This window comes from Metabacillus litoralis, from assembly GCF_003667825.1.
Taxonomy (GTDB): domain Bacteria; phylum Bacillota; class Bacilli; order Bacillales; family Bacillaceae; genus Metabacillus; species Metabacillus litoralis_B.
This window is the reverse complement of the sequence record NZ_CP033043.1, coordinates 5,140,829-5,156,269: the sequence shown is the minus strand read 5'-3', so window position 1 is coordinate 5,156,269 and position 15,441 is coordinate 5,140,829. Positions and strand designations below refer to the sequence as shown.

Annotated in this window: 19 protein-coding genes; 4 read left to right on the top strand and 15 right to left on the bottom strand. The window is 34.5% G+C overall.

Going from position 1 to position 15,441, the window contains the following annotated elements:
- Positions 1-2: 2 nt before the first annotated feature.
- From D9842_RS25255 to D9842_RS25230, 6 genes are all read right to left on the bottom strand, one after another.
- On the bottom strand, positions 3-698 hold the full coding sequence (locus tag D9842_RS25255; RefSeq protein WP_121665183.1) for a GTP pyrophosphokinase: 696 nt from the start codon (positions 696-698) through the stop codon (positions 3-5).
- 211 nt (positions 699-909) lie between these two features.
- Positions 910-1,524, bottom strand: coding sequence for a TetR/AcrR family transcriptional regulator (locus D9842_RS25250; RefSeq protein WP_121664833.1), 615 nt, complete (start codon positions 1,522-1,524; stop codon positions 910-912).
- Positions 1,525-1,759: 235 nt separating this feature from the next.
- Positions 1,760-2,734, bottom strand: coding sequence for a Gfo/Idh/MocA family protein (locus tag D9842_RS25245; protein WP_121664832.1), 975 nt, complete (start codon positions 2,732-2,734; stop codon positions 1,760-1,762).
- 128 nt (positions 2,735-2,862) lie between these two features.
- Positions 2,863-4,185: a hemolysin family protein gene (locus D9842_RS25240; protein WP_121664831.1), complete on the bottom strand. Its 1,323-nt coding sequence runs from the start codon at positions 4,183-4,185 to the stop codon at positions 2,863-2,865.
- 202 nt (positions 4,186-4,387) lie between these two features.
- Entirely contained in the window at positions 4,388-4,810 is a 423-nt protein-coding gene (locus tag D9842_RS25235) for a MerR family transcriptional regulator (RefSeq protein WP_257535947.1), read from the bottom strand.
- Positions 4,811-4,975: 165 nt separating this feature from the next.
- A complete protein-coding gene (locus D9842_RS25230) occupies positions 4,976-5,749 on the bottom strand; it encodes a TerC family protein (RefSeq protein ID WP_121664830.1) in 774 nt (257 codons plus the stop codon).
- Positions 5,750-6,291: 542 nt separating this feature from the next.
- Between D9842_RS25230 and rpsN the strand changes: the two genes are divergently transcribed.
- The 3 genes from rpsN to sufU all read left to right on the top strand — a co-directional run bounded on the left by rpsN (position 6,292) and on the right by sufU (position 7,506).
- Entirely contained in the window at positions 6,292-6,561 is a 270-nt protein-coding gene (gene rpsN / locus D9842_RS25225; protein WP_121664829.1) for a 30S ribosomal protein S14, read from the top strand.
- A 70-nt stretch (positions 6,562-6,631) separates the two neighbouring features.
- Positions 6,632-7,018 carry a (2Fe-2S) ferredoxin domain-containing protein gene (locus D9842_RS25220; RefSeq protein WP_121664828.1) on the top strand — a complete coding sequence of 129 codons (387 nt, stop codon included), beginning with the start codon at positions 6,632-6,634 and terminating at the stop codon, positions 7,016-7,018.
- 41 nt (positions 7,019-7,059) lie between these two features.
- A complete protein-coding gene (sufU, locus tag D9842_RS25215; protein ID WP_180320408.1) occupies positions 7,060-7,506 on the top strand; it encodes a Fe-S cluster assembly sulfur transfer protein SufU in 447 nt (148 codons plus the stop codon).
- A 53-nt stretch (positions 7,507-7,559) separates the two neighbouring features.
- Here the strand turns inward: sufU and D9842_RS25210 are convergent, their stop codons facing one another.
- The 6 genes from D9842_RS25210 to D9842_RS25185 all read right to left on the bottom strand — a co-directional run bounded on the left by D9842_RS25210 (position 7,560) and on the right by D9842_RS25185 (position 11,219).
- The gene (locus tag D9842_RS25210) at positions 7,560-8,357 is read right to left on the bottom strand and encodes a TIGR03943 family putative permease subunit (protein ID WP_121664827.1); all 798 of its coding nucleotides are present in this window, start codon (positions 8,355-8,357) and stop codon (positions 7,560-7,562) included.
- 15 nt (positions 8,358-8,372) lie between these two features.
- Positions 8,373-9,368 (bottom strand): permease, encoded by a 996-nt coding sequence (locus D9842_RS25205; RefSeq protein WP_121664826.1) that lies wholly within the window; start codon positions 9,366-9,368, stop codon positions 8,373-8,375.
- Between the two features lie 138 nt (positions 9,369-9,506).
- Positions 9,507-10,016: a GTP-binding protein gene (locus D9842_RS25200; RefSeq protein WP_162987561.1), complete on the bottom strand. Its 510-nt coding sequence runs from the start codon at positions 10,014-10,016 to the stop codon at positions 9,507-9,509.
- A 2-nt stretch (positions 10,017-10,018) separates the two neighbouring features.
- Positions 10,019-10,477, bottom strand: coding sequence for a GTP-binding protein (locus D9842_RS25195; RefSeq protein ID WP_121664824.1), 459 nt, complete (start codon positions 10,475-10,477; stop codon positions 10,019-10,021).
- 126 nt (positions 10,478-10,603) lie between these two features.
- Positions 10,604-10,951, bottom strand: coding sequence for a hypothetical protein (locus D9842_RS25190; protein WP_121664823.1), 348 nt, complete (start codon positions 10,949-10,951; stop codon positions 10,604-10,606).
- 13 nt (positions 10,952-10,964) lie between these two features.
- Positions 10,965-11,219: a type B 50S ribosomal protein L31 gene (locus tag D9842_RS25185; RefSeq protein WP_121664822.1), complete on the bottom strand. Its 255-nt coding sequence runs from the start codon at positions 11,217-11,219 to the stop codon at positions 10,965-10,967.
- Positions 11,220-11,490: 271 nt separating this feature from the next.
- On the opposite strand from D9842_RS25185, the gene D9842_RS25180 reads away from it, so the two are divergent.
- The gene (locus D9842_RS25180) at positions 11,491-12,645 is read left to right on the top strand and encodes a metal ABC transporter solute-binding protein, Zn/Mn family (RefSeq protein WP_121664821.1); all 1,155 of its coding nucleotides are present in this window, start codon (positions 11,491-11,493) and stop codon (positions 12,643-12,645) included.
- Positions 12,646-12,736: 91 nt separating this feature from the next.
- Here D9842_RS25180 and D9842_RS25175 read toward each other — a convergent pair whose 3' ends face one another.
- From D9842_RS25175 to D9842_RS25165, 3 genes are all read right to left on the bottom strand, one after another.
- Complete coding sequence (locus tag D9842_RS25175; protein ID WP_121664820.1) at positions 12,737-13,903, bottom strand: MFS transporter; 1,167 nt, start codon at positions 13,901-13,903, stop codon at positions 12,737-12,739.
- A gap of 169 nt (positions 13,904-14,072) precedes the next feature.
- Positions 14,073-14,654, bottom strand: coding sequence for a GNAT family N-acetyltransferase (locus tag D9842_RS25170; RefSeq protein WP_121664819.1), 582 nt, complete (start codon positions 14,652-14,654; stop codon positions 14,073-14,075).
- A gap of 138 nt (positions 14,655-14,792) precedes the next feature.
- On the bottom strand, positions 14,793-15,341 hold the full coding sequence (locus D9842_RS25165) for a TetR/AcrR family transcriptional regulator (RefSeq protein ID WP_121664818.1): 549 nt from the start codon (positions 15,339-15,341) through the stop codon (positions 14,793-14,795).
- Positions 15,342-15,441: the final 100 nt, after the last annotated feature.

Genomic DNA, 15,441 nt, shown 5'->3' with positions numbered 1-15,441 from the left:
TCCTAACATGTATGATCAATTTCTTCTAATAATTGACTAAGATTCGATCCATTTACCTGGATGTTAATGATTGGTTCATTAACATTTTTGATATTTTTTATAAGTTTTACTTCTTCATGAAGTCTCTCCATTTTCTTGTCCAGTTCAATAGCAGATAAAGCTGCTTCTTTTAATTCATTTGTTAAATTCTCCGGAATTTCTTTCCCAAATTTGTAATAGATCTTATGTTCTAGACTTGCCCAAAAATCCATTGCTTTTGTTCTTATTTGAATCTCAACATAGGTGTCTTCTACTCGATCAGACAAAAAAACCGGAATGATTATAATAAGATGAAGACTTTGGTACCCATTTGGTTTTGGATGTTTAATATAATCTTTACATTGAACCACATCTATATCTTTTTGCTTTTGAAGCATCTCATACACTTTATAAACATCAGAAATAAAAGAACATGTTATTCGGACACCAGCTATATCTTTAATATTCTCTTTTATCGACTTTATTGTTAAATCACAATTCTTTCTTTTCATTTTTTGTAAAATACTTTCAGGTGTTTTAACTCTTGAGCTTATATTTTCAATTGGATTATAGTCATGAACATACTTAAATTCTTCATTCAAAATATTAAGCTTTGTGGTGATTTCATTAACAGCAAATTTATAGGTCATAATAAACTTTACAAGTTCTAATGTATCCATTTTGATTTCGTCATGATCTCTAACACTTAATGTATCCAAATTGTTAGTACTCCTTTATAAAAGCTTATTAAGAGAATGTTTAACCTTCTATTTTAAATGAATTGTTTTTGTAGGTCTTCTGATTAATTGAGCATTAATGCCTTGCTTTTGTAGCTTTTTTACTATGCTTTTAAAATCAATCTTAGTCTTTACAAGATCAGTTCCCACAGTTTTACTCCTTTTGAAATCCCTTTTTAAGTAATTCGATTTGATTAATATATTTGGTTAGAGCTTCTTCTTCAGATAAGTTTAGAACGAACACACGAACTAAATTATGAATTGTCACTGAGACCATTATTTCAATCATATCAATCAATTCTTGTTCACATTTAATGTTCAAATGATCTATTTTCACTAATTTTAGGAAACTTAGGTAATGAGATTTTTGACTTTTTTCATACATACTTCTAGCCAACGTATTTTCAATTTTATAATTCATATTTAAAAATACATTTTTAAAAAAAGCTTTATTATCCTGATTATGCTGGCTCTGGACAATATGTTGAAAAAGATCAATCAAGGTCTCTGTCAAATCACCCTGTTTTCTTCTTAAAATGGTCATTACTCTTCTATTCGTGTTTTGTGTAAATTCATCTAACAAATAAAAGTACAAATCCTCTTTATCATCAAAATATTGATAAAAACTTCCCCTTGGTATCCCTGCACTTTTTATAATATTGGCAATTGATGCCTCATGAAGGGGTACCCGTGAGAATTCTTTTTTTGCGGAGTGTATTAATGTATCCTTCTTCTCTTTGGGTAAGTGATAAAACGTTTGTTTTGGCATGCTATTGAACTCCTATCCGCGTAAGTGACAAGGTGTCATAATTCTCTATACCTTAATCATATATGACATCATGTCATATGTCCATTCGAAATGACAAGGTGTCACATAAATGTCATATACAGCATTTATAGGCTTATGATTCCCTTCTAAATTACGGGTAACCTGGGTTAATCGTAAAAAAGCGCCCATCAATTAATGAGCGCAGCTTTCACATTTTGTTTCTTTAGGCAATTTCTTATTTAGTTAACTTCACTGGTAGACCCTTTTCAGCTGATACTTGAGCAGCAACAGCCACTTCTTGTGTTTTATATGCATCTCTGTAATCTGATAATATTAGTGATGGATCACCGGTTCGAACAGCATGTATAAATGCTTCGTTTTCTTTTTCATATGGATTGACGACCTCTTTTACGGACGATGTTTCACCTTTTTTCGATATCTCTAATCCATTGAACCCTAAACGCAAAATTCCCTTGTTCGTGTAATAGTCAAGACCAACCATCGAGTCTCCTTCAGGTAATAGACATGTATTAGAAAGGTTTGCTATGACCCCACTGCTAAATTTGATTGCAACAGTTCCAACATCAGCTACAGTAACACCCTCATATTGAGTGGAAAGAGATCTACTAGCATAGGAGGCATAGACTTCCTCTACCTCTCCAATTGTATAGCGAAGCAGGTCAACCAGATGGGTTGTTTGTTCAATAAACTGTCCTCCCGAGGTTTGTTGATTTCGCCACCATGGTACAGTTGGCATTGACCCCATCCATTCACCAGTTGCCATTCCAAGAGTACAGTTTTTAAGCTCATTTTTTAAGTAACTAACAGAGTCTTTGTAGCGAAAATGGTAGCCCACCGATGTAATAATCGACTTTTCATTAAGCTTTGTTATTACTTTTGTTGGAACCTCTAAATCAACACTTAAAGGCTTTTCTACTAAAAAAGGAATCTCTCTAGTTAGTAATTCTAGTTCAATTTCACCGTGCGCAAATGGCGGAACACACACATAAACAGCATCAAGCTTATCGCTATCAAGCATTTCTGCTATATTTCCATAAGAATTTACATCTCCATAAGAAGAAGCAAATTTCTCAGCCTTTTCTTTACTAGTTCCACAAATAGCTTTAATTTTTACCCCTTGCATGTTACTTAAGATTTTTGCATGCACTCCACTAAACCAACCAGTTCCAATGATCCCTACCTTAACCATTTAAATCCATCCCCCTTTTTCAGATAAAAAAGAAAACGCAAACTACAGTTGGCGTTTTCAATAACAATGTTAATTCAGTTATTCTTATTAATAAATACTAGATATATGCTTCATAAATACATCCTGACCTATTGGTGTATAGGAATAACTTTATTTTTCACTTTCGTAACTTCTATATATTGAATATGGTGTCCGTCACTTTCATGTACTTTAAAGAGGTAACCGTCATTTTCTACCTCTACACCAACAGTTGCGTTGAAGTTTTGTGTAAGAAACCAACCACCGATTGTATCGATATCTTCATTAGGAAAATCTGTATCTAGGAGATGATTAACATCATCTATCAATAATTTTCCATCTAGAATATAATGATCATCATTGAGTTTTCGAATTTCGGGAACCTCATCTTCATCAAATTCATCTCTAATTTCCCCAACAATCTCTTCAAGAATGTCTTCAACTGTTACCAATCCAGATGTGCCACCATACTCATCAATTAATATAGCTAAATGCGTTCGATCCTTTTGCATTTTTAACAATAAATCATGTATTGCTATTGTTTCAATCACTTGAATAACCGGATTAATATATGAGTTTATATTAAACTCTTTATCATTACCCCCATCTGTAAAATGAGAAGTTAATAGTTCCTTTATGTTAAGGAAGCCAACGATATTGTCTTTATCTCCATCTATAACTGGGTATCTTGTATATCGTTCATTCTTAATAATCTCTACAATTTCTTCATAGCTTGTATCTATATCTATAGAAACAATCTCAGTACGTGGTACCATAATCTCTTTTGCAATTCTTTCGTCAAATTCAAAGATATTATTTACGTACTTTAACTCGTTCTTATTTATTTCTCCGCTCTTATAGCTTTCAGACAAAAGCATACGAAGCTCCTCTTCTGAATGAGCTAATTCATGTTCAGATGCAGGCTTTAACCCAAACATACCTACTAACACACGCGCTGAGCCATTTAAGAACCAAATAAATGGATACATTAATCGGTAAAACCAGATAATTGGGTGGGCAAACAATAATGTTACAGCCTCTGCTTTTTGAATCGCAACTGTTTTAGGGGCAAGTTCACCTACAACAACATGGAGGAACGTAACTAAAGCAAACGCAATACCAAAAGATAGAATATGCGTAACAGATTCGTTTAGAGCAAAATGTTCGAACATAGGATGTAATAGCTTCTCCACAGTCGGCTCCCCTAACCAACCTAGTCCTAATGCTGTAATTGTAATTCCCAATTGACAGGCTGATAGATATTCGTCTAAATGTGTTACAACTTTTTTAGCAGCTACTGCACCTTTATTTCCTTCTGAAATTAACTGATCAATTTTTGAAACACGTACTTTCACAATGGCAAATTCAGTTGCCACGAAAAAGGCTGTTAATGCTATTAGGGCTAAAATTAAAAGTAAATTAATGGTTATCAATGAGTCGTCTTATTAAGTAAGACGTACACCTCCTGGTAATAATATGAATTAGTTAAGTTAATTTCATAATTATGACTCTTAAATCAAAAAACGAATATTTTTCTTCATCCTAAACTGGTTAATACAATACACGGATAAAAACACTATTAAAGGTGAATGTCATACGTTTTTTGGTGAACAAATAATACATTATGAAATTGACTCAGTTAAGCAGTAATAACAATGATTGAATCAAAGACAGACTTTCCTGAGAAACATTCTTTTTAATAAACTCATGATTTTTTAAGTTGCTGTTTTCAAGTTGAGATAAAACCTCTGTTACGTCTTTTTCCAATCCTTTGATTTTTAGACGTAACTCCAAAACGTCAATTTCTTCTGCGTTTTTGTCAATCATTCTTTTCTTTATGTCTTCTAACGACATTCCTTGTTCTTTACACTTCTCGATATCATTTAATTGTTCAACAGATGAAATATCGTAAAAGCGATAATTCGAAGGGGAACGTTCTGCTTTTAGAAGTCCAAAATTAGTATAGTAATCTATTGTTCTTTTTGTAACACCTGTTCTTTCTGCCAGTTCACCGATTTTTAACTTTTCAGTCCCAAAAGAAACCCCCCAAACCGTCACGTGATAGTTTTATTATATTTATCACAGCTTTAAAATACAACTCATATACTGATTGTTAATAAATATTTCACAATTTGTTTACAACAAGCCTTTTTTCCTTAACCGGACAGCTTACAGGTATTAAAAAAGCTGCTCTTTGTAGAGCAGCTTTTTTAATATAACCCACTATGCAGCTTGCTTCTCTTCTTTCTTTTCTTTCGTTAAGAACCATCCAGCAGCAGCAATTCCAATTAATACAGTATAGAAGAAAAGCTTCCACCCAGTGGAATGTGCAAATTCATAAGAAAGTACACCAACATCTGGATGCCCTAGTGTTAATACAGCAAGCTTCACTCCTACCCAACCAACAATTGCAAAAGCCGCTATTTCAAGGCCAGGTCTTGAATGAAGTAACTTAACAAAAAGATTAGCAGCAAAACGCATGATAATTAATCCAATGATTCCACCAGCAAAAATAACCAGAAACTTACCTCCATCCATTCCACCAATTTGTGGAAGGTTTGTGTTCGGAAGTGTCATAGCAAGGGCAACAGCTGCTAAAATTGAGTCAACTGCAAACGCGATATCAGCTAATTCCACCTTTAAAACAGTTCCCCAAAAACCTGATTTTCCTTTTTTGTTTTCTTCTTCATTTGTTTCTTCTTTCTTTTTAAATACGAGCTTTCGTACTATATGATTTATAGCAATAAATAGTAGGTATAGAGCACCTATCGCTTGCACCTGCCACACATCCACTAGGAACGAAATCGCAAAGAGGGAACCAAATCGGAACACGAAGGCTCCTGCTAAACCATAAAAGAGAGCTCTTTTTCTTTCCTCCTCCGGTAGATGCTTAACCATGATTGCTAAAACAAGAGCATTATCTGCTGCCAACAAGCCTTCTAGTGCAACTAATAAGATTAACACCCAACCATACTCCATTAAAATTGAAAGTTCCAAATTAATTTCTCCTCCTTATGAACCCTTAGTTTAAAATCTTTCATACAATAAACTTCCAATCTTGAAGGTTACTTTTCACCTAAATCTCTGACGAACCAACATTTTGACTCACTCCTCTTGTCATGTGAATTTTCCTTAAAAAGTTTTTCAGTCTCCGGAAAAAGAAAAAACCTCTACCGTAAACGGTAAAGGTTTTAATAAAAATAAAAGACCTTTACCAATAGGTAAAGGTCTTGCTAACAACCGAACGTTGCCAACAAAGCCGAGAGATACGAAATCTCCGAAATGACGACTTTGCTGTAAAAGCTACTCCCCTTTAGGAGAACTATTTAGTTAATCAAACTATATATAATTTATTAGTTTTTGTCAACTACTTTTCATGAGGTCTTGAAAATACATTTTTTAACTCTTAAAAAAGTCTGTTGAATCCTCAGCTTGAAATAAGAAATGTTTTATTTGCATTTTGTTTTAAAAAAGAATAAGATAAAATACAAATCGTAATCATTACGTTTTAAAAAAGTTATATAAGGAGTTGTTTACTAATGGCAAAAAAGTCGAAAATTGCAAAAGAAAGAAAAAGGCAAGAACTGGTTAAAAAATATGCAGAAATACGAAAAGAGTTAAAAGAAATGGGTGACTATGAAGCATTAAGAAAATTACCAAGAGATTCAGCTCCTACCCGTTTGCATAACAGGTGTGAAATTACGGGAAGGCCTAGAGGATATCTTCGCAAATTCAAAATGTCTCGAATTGCTTTTCGGGAATTAGCTCATAGAGGTCACCTACCTGGCATCAAGAAATCAAGCTGGTAAATTAGACTAACTCCATCAAATAACATATTAAAAATCGTACTAACAACCACTTTTATGGAGGTATCTATTTATGGCAACATGGAATCTAAACAATACCACTCATCATGTTCTTATTTGTAACGGTAGCAGTTGCACTCATGTTGGCGCTGAAGACCTGACCCAGGAAATACGGAGAGAAATTTCTGAAAGAGGTTTAGATGATAGAATTCACACAACACGTACTAGATGTAATGGAAGGTGCCACGATAAGTGTGTTGTCATCAACTACCCTCAGGGACATTGGTATAAGGAATTGCTACCAGAGGATGCTCCTTTGTTTATTGACTCCCTGCTTGATAATGAGGATCATACAGGAAAAATTAGTCATTCTTATAACGGTCAAGGATTTGAGCGTTCACCGGACGTTGCGACCGGGATATCTAAGAATCGGGAAAAAGTAAACAAAATGTCAAAATAATCATAAGAAAAATAATAGTATCATGAAGAAGGTGACTTATCGTGCTCGACCAAATGTATCGCCAGGCTATCTTAGATCATTATCGACAGAAGCGCAATTTCAAGGAGTTATTAAGTGAAAGTGTTCATAAAGTGCATTATAAAAACCCTACTTGTGGAGATGTGATCACACTGTTTATTGAAAGTGAACAGTATTTTATAAAAAATGTAGCCTTCCTTGGTGAAGGGTGCAGCATAAGTATGGCATCTTCTTCTATGATGACAGAGTTAATTCAATACAAATCCATAAAAGAGATTGCCTTATTAAGAAAAGCATTTGAAGAATTGATTCGTACTGGAAAACTGACAAATGAACAAGTTGATTTAGGAGATAGTGTCTCCCTACAGGGTGTTCATCAATTTAAAGCAAGACATAATTGTGCGTTAATGCCTTGGCAAGCATTAGATAAAGTTTTTAAAGATAATCTAGAATACCGTCCGTTCCAATAAATCATGAAACAAGGACAGTCCAACAGCTATTCTTATAGACTGTCCTTTATAAACTATGAAAAAATATAAGGATTTTGGGGCGTATCTATGTTCTCCACAGCTTTTACATTAATAACAGGTATATACTGTTGATTCTCTTCCTTCACCTTCAGTGTCCCCTTTATACGTACCCATGTATTATTCATTAAGTCAAACTCATCGCTATTCTCAAGAATAAATCCACTTGCATGTGCATCCGCTACACAGTGTGTAACTTGAAATCTAGCAATTACTTTTTCTCTCTTGGACATGAATTGATCTTCTGCTATAAACCCTTCTATCTCTATTTCCTTTCCCTCAAAAACTTCAGGGTATTCTGATATCATCCCTATATATTCAGTAAAACCGGTATGATCCAAACGAATAAGAGGCTGAGTCATAAGACTTTTTATGTGACCATTTGCAAGTTCAATTCCACTCGACAACTGATGATCAAGACCGGAATATTGAATGCCCCGCTTCAATGCTTCTTCAGCCCCAAAGGTTCTATAAGGCATCATAAACCCTGTTAAAAGTGGAATTGAAATAATTCCAATAGACAATATCATTTTAAGTGAAGACCCCTCTTCTTCGTGTTGACATCCCCAAGGGCCGCAAAGACTATGATCATACTCAGCTTCAAGTGGCCTAAAAATACGGGGAACTTGAAAGAAAAAAAGAATCAAAAAAATAACGGAAGCGAACTGACTAAAATGAAGATAATTAGGGTGGATAAAATGTTTCATATCCCCCGATTGATGCAAAATGAAAATAAAACTGGCAAACAGCAGTAGAATAATTGCTTTTATTGCTTGTCTCTTTTGTAGGGTCATGAAGTAGCCTCTCCTTTATATAAATGGGTTTGCTAGTAATAAAACAGCAAGCACAGTAGTCGTTATAAGGATTGTTAGTGTTATGACAAAACGGAATTTGAAAACAGACATTAACATGATCGTATTCTTTAAATCTAGCATTGGTCCATAAATTAAAAAGCCAAGTAAAGAGGTTTTCGGAAGAAGGTGATCAAAAGATGCTGCAATAAATGCATCCGCTTCTGAACATAGAGATAATAGATAAGCAAGTCCCATCATGACGAGAGTTGATCCTACTAAACCATCTCCTAGGTCTACAATTGACTTTGTTGAGATAAACGTCTGAACAAAAGCTGCTAGAACTGCTCCAATAATTAAAAACTTCCCCATATTAAAAAATTCATCAATAGCATGTTCGACCATAGATCGTAATCGTATTGGTAATGGTTGCTTCACCTGTTCTTGGGCTTCAAGATGAAAAGAATTCTTCGTTATTTTCAATTGATTTTGCTTAAATAGCACACAGATCATAGCAGTTATCATCAGTGCTGTAAGTAATCCTAAAACCATTCGTAATAGTGCCATTTTGGGATCCTCACCAAAAGCCATATAGGTAGAGAAAATAACAATTGGATTAATTAGTGGTCCTGTGAGCAAAAAACCAACACCTGCAAAAAGAGGCATTCCTTTTCCAACCAACCTGCGAACAATTGGAACGATTCCACATTCACATGCGGGAAATAATGCACCTACAAGACAACTCATGATTATTGCTAGAAACTTGTTACGAGGAATGAATCTCCTAATTTGTTCTTCTGATACAAAAACTTGAATAATTCCTGAGATCATTACACCCAGTAAAACAAACGGTAACGCTTCTAGTAAAATACTAATAAAAACTACATTGAAGGTTAATAAAGAGTCTGAAAAAAAAGATTCACTTAGCTTTATCCTCTTTTGAAAATAAAAGAGCAAAAAGCAAGATCCAAGAAAAGCAAAGCCTATTAATTCACTATTGGCTCTTGTCCTCATTTTATAAGTCCTCTGCTACTTATCTCCACAAATAATACCTCCCTAAATTCATATTCGCTCCGTTTTACTACTTACTTAAAAAAAGGCCAACCGTTTATGTTAGCCCCTTTTGTCTTGTAAAGCTAGCTGAGAGACTCTTTATTTTTCAGCATATATTGGTTCTTTAAATGTTTTTTCCCAATCTTGTTTTATTTCTTTCGCATCAAGATTGACTCCAATCATGACTAGATAACTTTCACCATTAAATGCTGTAGGCTCCCAATTTACTCGATTCATAACACATTGCATTAAATATGTGCCTTCTTTAACAGAAAGGTATCCCTTTGCTCTGAGCAAATGATTTTTCCATCTTTTTAAAAACTTCTCAATTTGTTTTGTTGTTGTTTGTGTAGTAAGTGGAAGTGAGATGCTTTTGATCCTGGAAAAGGATGGTCTTGTATCCATTTCATTCATATCCTCTTTTCTTGTTCTTTTCTGCCTCTTTATTCCCGAACTGTGACTGAAAAATAGATCATTTATATCTACTCTACTAAAAGTTGTGTAGATTATAGGTGATGTTGTATTTTCTTTTCTCACAAGCTTTTCTACCTTTTTCTTCTTAGCTTCCGATACTAAATCCATCTTATTGATAATAAGAGTATCAGCCACATTTATTTGTTTTCTTGTTGTTCTAACAAGGTCACGGTCTGACTCAAACACTTATTATAAGCAAGAACATTTTCCGCATCCACGATAGTTATGACTTTTTCTAAGTAAAGAAGATGAAGAAGATCAGGCTCTGTTAAAGAGTCCACAACCTCTTCTGGATCTGCCACTCCTGTTAACTCAATAAAGAGCACATCCGGTTTACGACTAAGAAGTGTTTTTAGATAATCAGTTACTTCATTTTTTTTATTACAGCACATACAACCATCTAGTAATTTTTCTAGATGACTATTTTTTAACATTGTTGATATACTCTCTCCATCTGTATCTGTTTTTCCAATTTCATTCATTAAAACGGCTGGGTTTATATTCTTTTCACTGCATGTATGTAGTAATTGCTTTAACAAAGTTGTTTTTCCACTTCCTAAAAATCCGCTTAATATATACACTGGTATTTTCCCCATCACTTTCCCTCCTATCTAACACTCTACATATATACCAAGCATAAATCGAAATTATTCCTATTAGGGTAAATTAGTTTTTTCATTTGAAATTAAAAGAAGCTGATTCACATAGGAATCAGCTTCTTTTTATGACAGAAAGAGATAATACCTTTTGTCTCTTTCATTATTTTTGTTGAAATGTCTAGTATAATCAATCCACTTGTAGCTACTTATTTTCTCTTCTAGTTTAGAGTTTATTTCATCCTCAATTTGATGCATGAGCTTTAGTGTTTCATCAATTGTTAGATGAAAACGTTTGGCTGCTTGATGGTGCGGGGAATGCTCTTTAAGAAGAGTTAAAAACTGTTCCTTTGATTTCGATTGCTGTGCCAAGCTATCCTCTACACCTTCAATGAATTGATATAGCTTTCTTTTCTCGCTTGGAAGAGAAGCAATAATACTTTTAGCAAATAGCTCCATCATTTTATCAGTCATCAATATTTCCCAATTAGCTATTCTTTTTCATATTGTATTTTTGTAAGAAGCGGTCCACTCTTCCACCTTTATCAGTGAATTTTTGTACCCCTGTATAAAATGGATGAGTGTCAGAACTAATCTCTACCTTTATTAGTGGATATGTATTTCCGTCCTCCCAGTCAATTGTTTCATTTGAGCGTTTTGTAGAACCTGTTAAAAATTTAAATCCACTGTTCGTATCCATAAATACCACTTTTTGATAGTCAGGATGTATATTGGGTTTCATTTTAATCACCTCATCATTTATTCAAATCGAAATGGTTACGATTTATTCAAATTATAATACCTTGCTTCCCTAAAGTCAAATGTGCCTTAGATGTAAAGTTTCATCTCCAGCGACAATGTCATACTTATATTCACTACACACTCAAGGTTCTACTTTTTATAACAGTGAGAAAATATTATTTACATAACCAAATTTTGAGTGTAGAATACAAATCGTAATCATTACTATTTAAGTCGGATAATTTTAAAAACAAAATGTTAGGAGTTTAACCATGAATACAAAATCTTATTTACTAACCTCGATGCTAACAATAGGTCTTCTATTAACAGGATGTGGGAATCAAGAAGATCAAACTACAAACGCTACAGAAAGCAAAAATGATACTAATAGTAAGCTAGAGGTATACACAACCATTTTCCCATTAGAGGATTTCACGAAAAAAATTGGTGGAGATGAGATTACAGTCACTAGTGTTTACCCTCCAAATGTTGATGCTCATATATATGAGCCAACTGTTAAAACAATGAAAAATATCGCTGATTCAGATTTATTTATCTATACTGGTGCTGGTGTAGAAGGTTTTGCTGAACAAGCTGAAGAGACGTTACAGAAAGAAGACGTTCACATATTGAAAGCCGCCGAAGGTATTGAACTACTTAAAACACCTGAAGAACACTCACATAAAGATAATGCTACTCATGCGGAAGAACATTCACATGAAGATAATGCTGCTCATGCGGAAGAACACTCACATGAAGATGATACTGCTCATGCGGAAGAACACTCAGATGAAGATAATGCTGCTCATGCGGAAGAACACTCACATGAAGGTAATGCTGCTCATGCGGAAAAACACTCACATGAAGATAATGCCGCTCATGAGGATGAACATCATCTTCACGGAGATCAAGATCCACATGTTTGGCTTGATCCAATACTCTCTATTAAACTAGCAGAAAACATTAAAAATGCACTAATAGAACTAAAGCCAGAATCAAAGGAAATATTTGAGGATAATTTCACAAATCTAAAAGCCGATTTAACTGCTCTAGATCAAACATTTCATGAAACTCTTGAAAATTCAAAAACAAAATACATTCTAGTCTCACATGCTGCTTACGGATATTGGCAGGATCGATATGGCCTTGAACAAATTGCAATAGCAGGTCTTTCTCCTTCTCAGGAGCCTAGTCAACAACAACTTACAGAAATTATTACAGAATCCGAAGAGCATCATTTAAAATACGTTTTATTTGAACAAAATGTACAATCTAACGTAGCGAAAGTCATCCAAGATGAAATCGGCGCTAAGTCACTTACCCTTCATAATCTTGAATCCGTAACAGAAGAAGACATAAAAAATAATGAAGATTATTTCAGTATTATGGAGAAAAACATTGAAACGCTTAAAACTGTGTTAAATTAATAAGATGATGTGTTGCCAATGAGGTATGGTTGTAAACATACCTCATTTTATGTTTAAAACGCATTTTTCTAAAAGCTTCATCTTGAGGTCATCAATCAGCCTGTAAAGCTGATTCTTTTTTTGTTTCTTGGACATTTTGGTTACTAAGAACAAAACTAATAATGGCTGCAACGCTACAAATATATGGAAGGAATAGATAACCCCAATTAGATATGACATAACCACCAATCATTGAACCAATGGTGATACCAATATACAGAGCTGTATTATTCCACGCCATAACGATACCTCGTTCCTTTGGATATTCGACTGCTAATCGTGCTTGGTATGATGTAAATCCTGCATACCCAACTAAAGCCCATAGGAACAAAAAGAAATAAATCCAATAGCCATATGAGAAGAATATTCCTAAACAAACGAATAGTACAGTTAAAATAATTAGTGTAGCTCTCGAAATCTTCCCTGCACCAAACCTATCTGTAAACTTTCCACTTATAAGACTTCCTAAAACAGCACCAATCCCATAAAAAGTAACAGCTAATGCGATTTCTGATGATGAGAATCCATTTTCAGAATAAAGAGCTGCTCCTAAGTAAACATATAGAGCATACATTGAAATCGCCCAAATGGTGGTTACACTTACCGAACCAAGTATTCTTAGTAGATTTCCTTCTAGTAAATTTCTTGTCACATCACTTTTAGGGACATATTTCCATGTTTTGAAATTTACTACCGCTAAAATAGTCCCTATAATAGCCATTACAACAAATACTGAACGCCAACCAAGAAAATGCTCTAGTAACGTACCGACTGGTGCTCCTGCCCAAAGAGCTGTTAGATGTCCTGAAACAACAATTGAAAGCCAAGTTCCCCTCCGACTTGATGGTGCAAGATCCCCGATAATGGCGTAAATTAGAGGAGTAATTGCAGCAACCGACAAACCAGCTAAAATGCGACTAATGATTAACCAGGTGAAAGAAGGTGAAAAAGCGGTTAAGATATTAGAGAAGGAAAATAACAATAACCCAAACGTAATAAAAATTCCTCTTCCATTTTTATCTGAAGCCCAACCAAAAAAAGGTGCTACAATAGCATATGTTACAGCAAAAACAGTTATCATCCATCCTGTCATCGCTGAACTAACATGATATGCTTCCGAAATGAACGGTAGTAACGGAGATACTACAAATAAATCAGTACCCATGAGAAACAAAGTGATCCAGCCAACACTTAAACATACTCTCCCTTGCGAGTTCATTCCATCCCCCATTTACACTTAATGTTATATGTATATTCTTTAGAGTCTAAAAAGAACTTCTTGTTCAGTACACTCCCGTTAGAGGCATAACAAAAGGGCTGCCGCAGCAACCCTGAATCTTCAACTCTAGCATATTTAGTTTAATAAGGAACACTTCCAAAATACTGAACTACCGTAGCATACTCTCCAATTTCTCCTTCACTAGCACCCATTCTTGATCGATAATACTGTAAAAAACAGAGTCTCTTAGATAACCGTCAGGCATAACTACATGATTCCGAAGCACTCCTTCTTTTACCGCACCCAGCCGTTCCATTGCCTGCTGAGACCGCACATTACGACTATCTGTTTTTAACTGAACACGAATCGTCTCATGTGTCTCAAAGCAGTGTTTCAAAAGAAGATACTTACATTCTGTATTTACTCTAGTTCTCCAAACAGTTGGAGACAGCCATGTCCAACCAATTTCCAAGTTACGGTTTGCGATGGATATATTAAGAAAACGAGTGCTTCCCACTATTTTCCCCGATTCCTTATCGTAGATAACAAAAGGAAATTCGCTTCCTTGCTCTCTTGCTAGAAGTGCTCCATTCACAAGGCACTTCATATCTTCAATCGATTGAACCTTCATTGGCATGTATGCCCATATATCTGGATGATTTCCCGCATCAAATAATTCCTGTACGTGATCATCTTCCATAGGTTGTATCTTTACTCTATCTCCTTCTAATACTACTGGTGTTATCTCCATTATTCTTCTCTCCTTGTTCTAATTTGGTAGAATTAGATAAACAAACCCTTTCGAAGCAAATGCGCTTTTTTGCAAAAGAGCTATTTCACACGTCTAATGATAATCGTTTATCAATACTCATGATATTAGTCGTTAAAATTATTGTACCCTATACATCAAATAGATTTGATCTGCTATATAGTCTGAACTATGATGAAGACCCTTTCTTATCCACCACATAATAATCCCTACCAATGAGGCTGTCTTAATATCAACAGAAACATAATCCTCTGGCAGATCCTTCATTGTCCTCTTCCTCCTTGTTTCCACTAATTTTTTTAGTAGTGAAAACAATTGCTCTTCAAACTTATTCATATTGAACAAATTAAGTAGATCATTTCTATGTACATATAAATAATCGAGTAATTGTGTAAGCTGTTGTTTTTCCGTTAAGTCCTCTGCATGAATTAAAGCAACAATTTTATCGGAAAGCTCATTTACTATCTCATCAGTAATTGTAATCAATAAATCCTGTATATCTTGGTAATGCAAGTAAAAAGTTGTCCGATTCAAACCAGCTTTTGCTGCAACCTTTTGTACATTAATACTTGAAATAGATCCTTCTTCCTTTAATAGAGATAGAACAGCTTTTTTCAACATTTCCTTTGTACGAGTTGTACGAGGATCTTCTTTTTTTGTAGTAGACATCCCAAAACTCCTTTGTAGATTTTTTATTCCTTTATCGACACATGCTTTCCCCTTGTCTATTAGTGAACACTTTTAAAAAAACTGTTCATGGTAAAGGTTA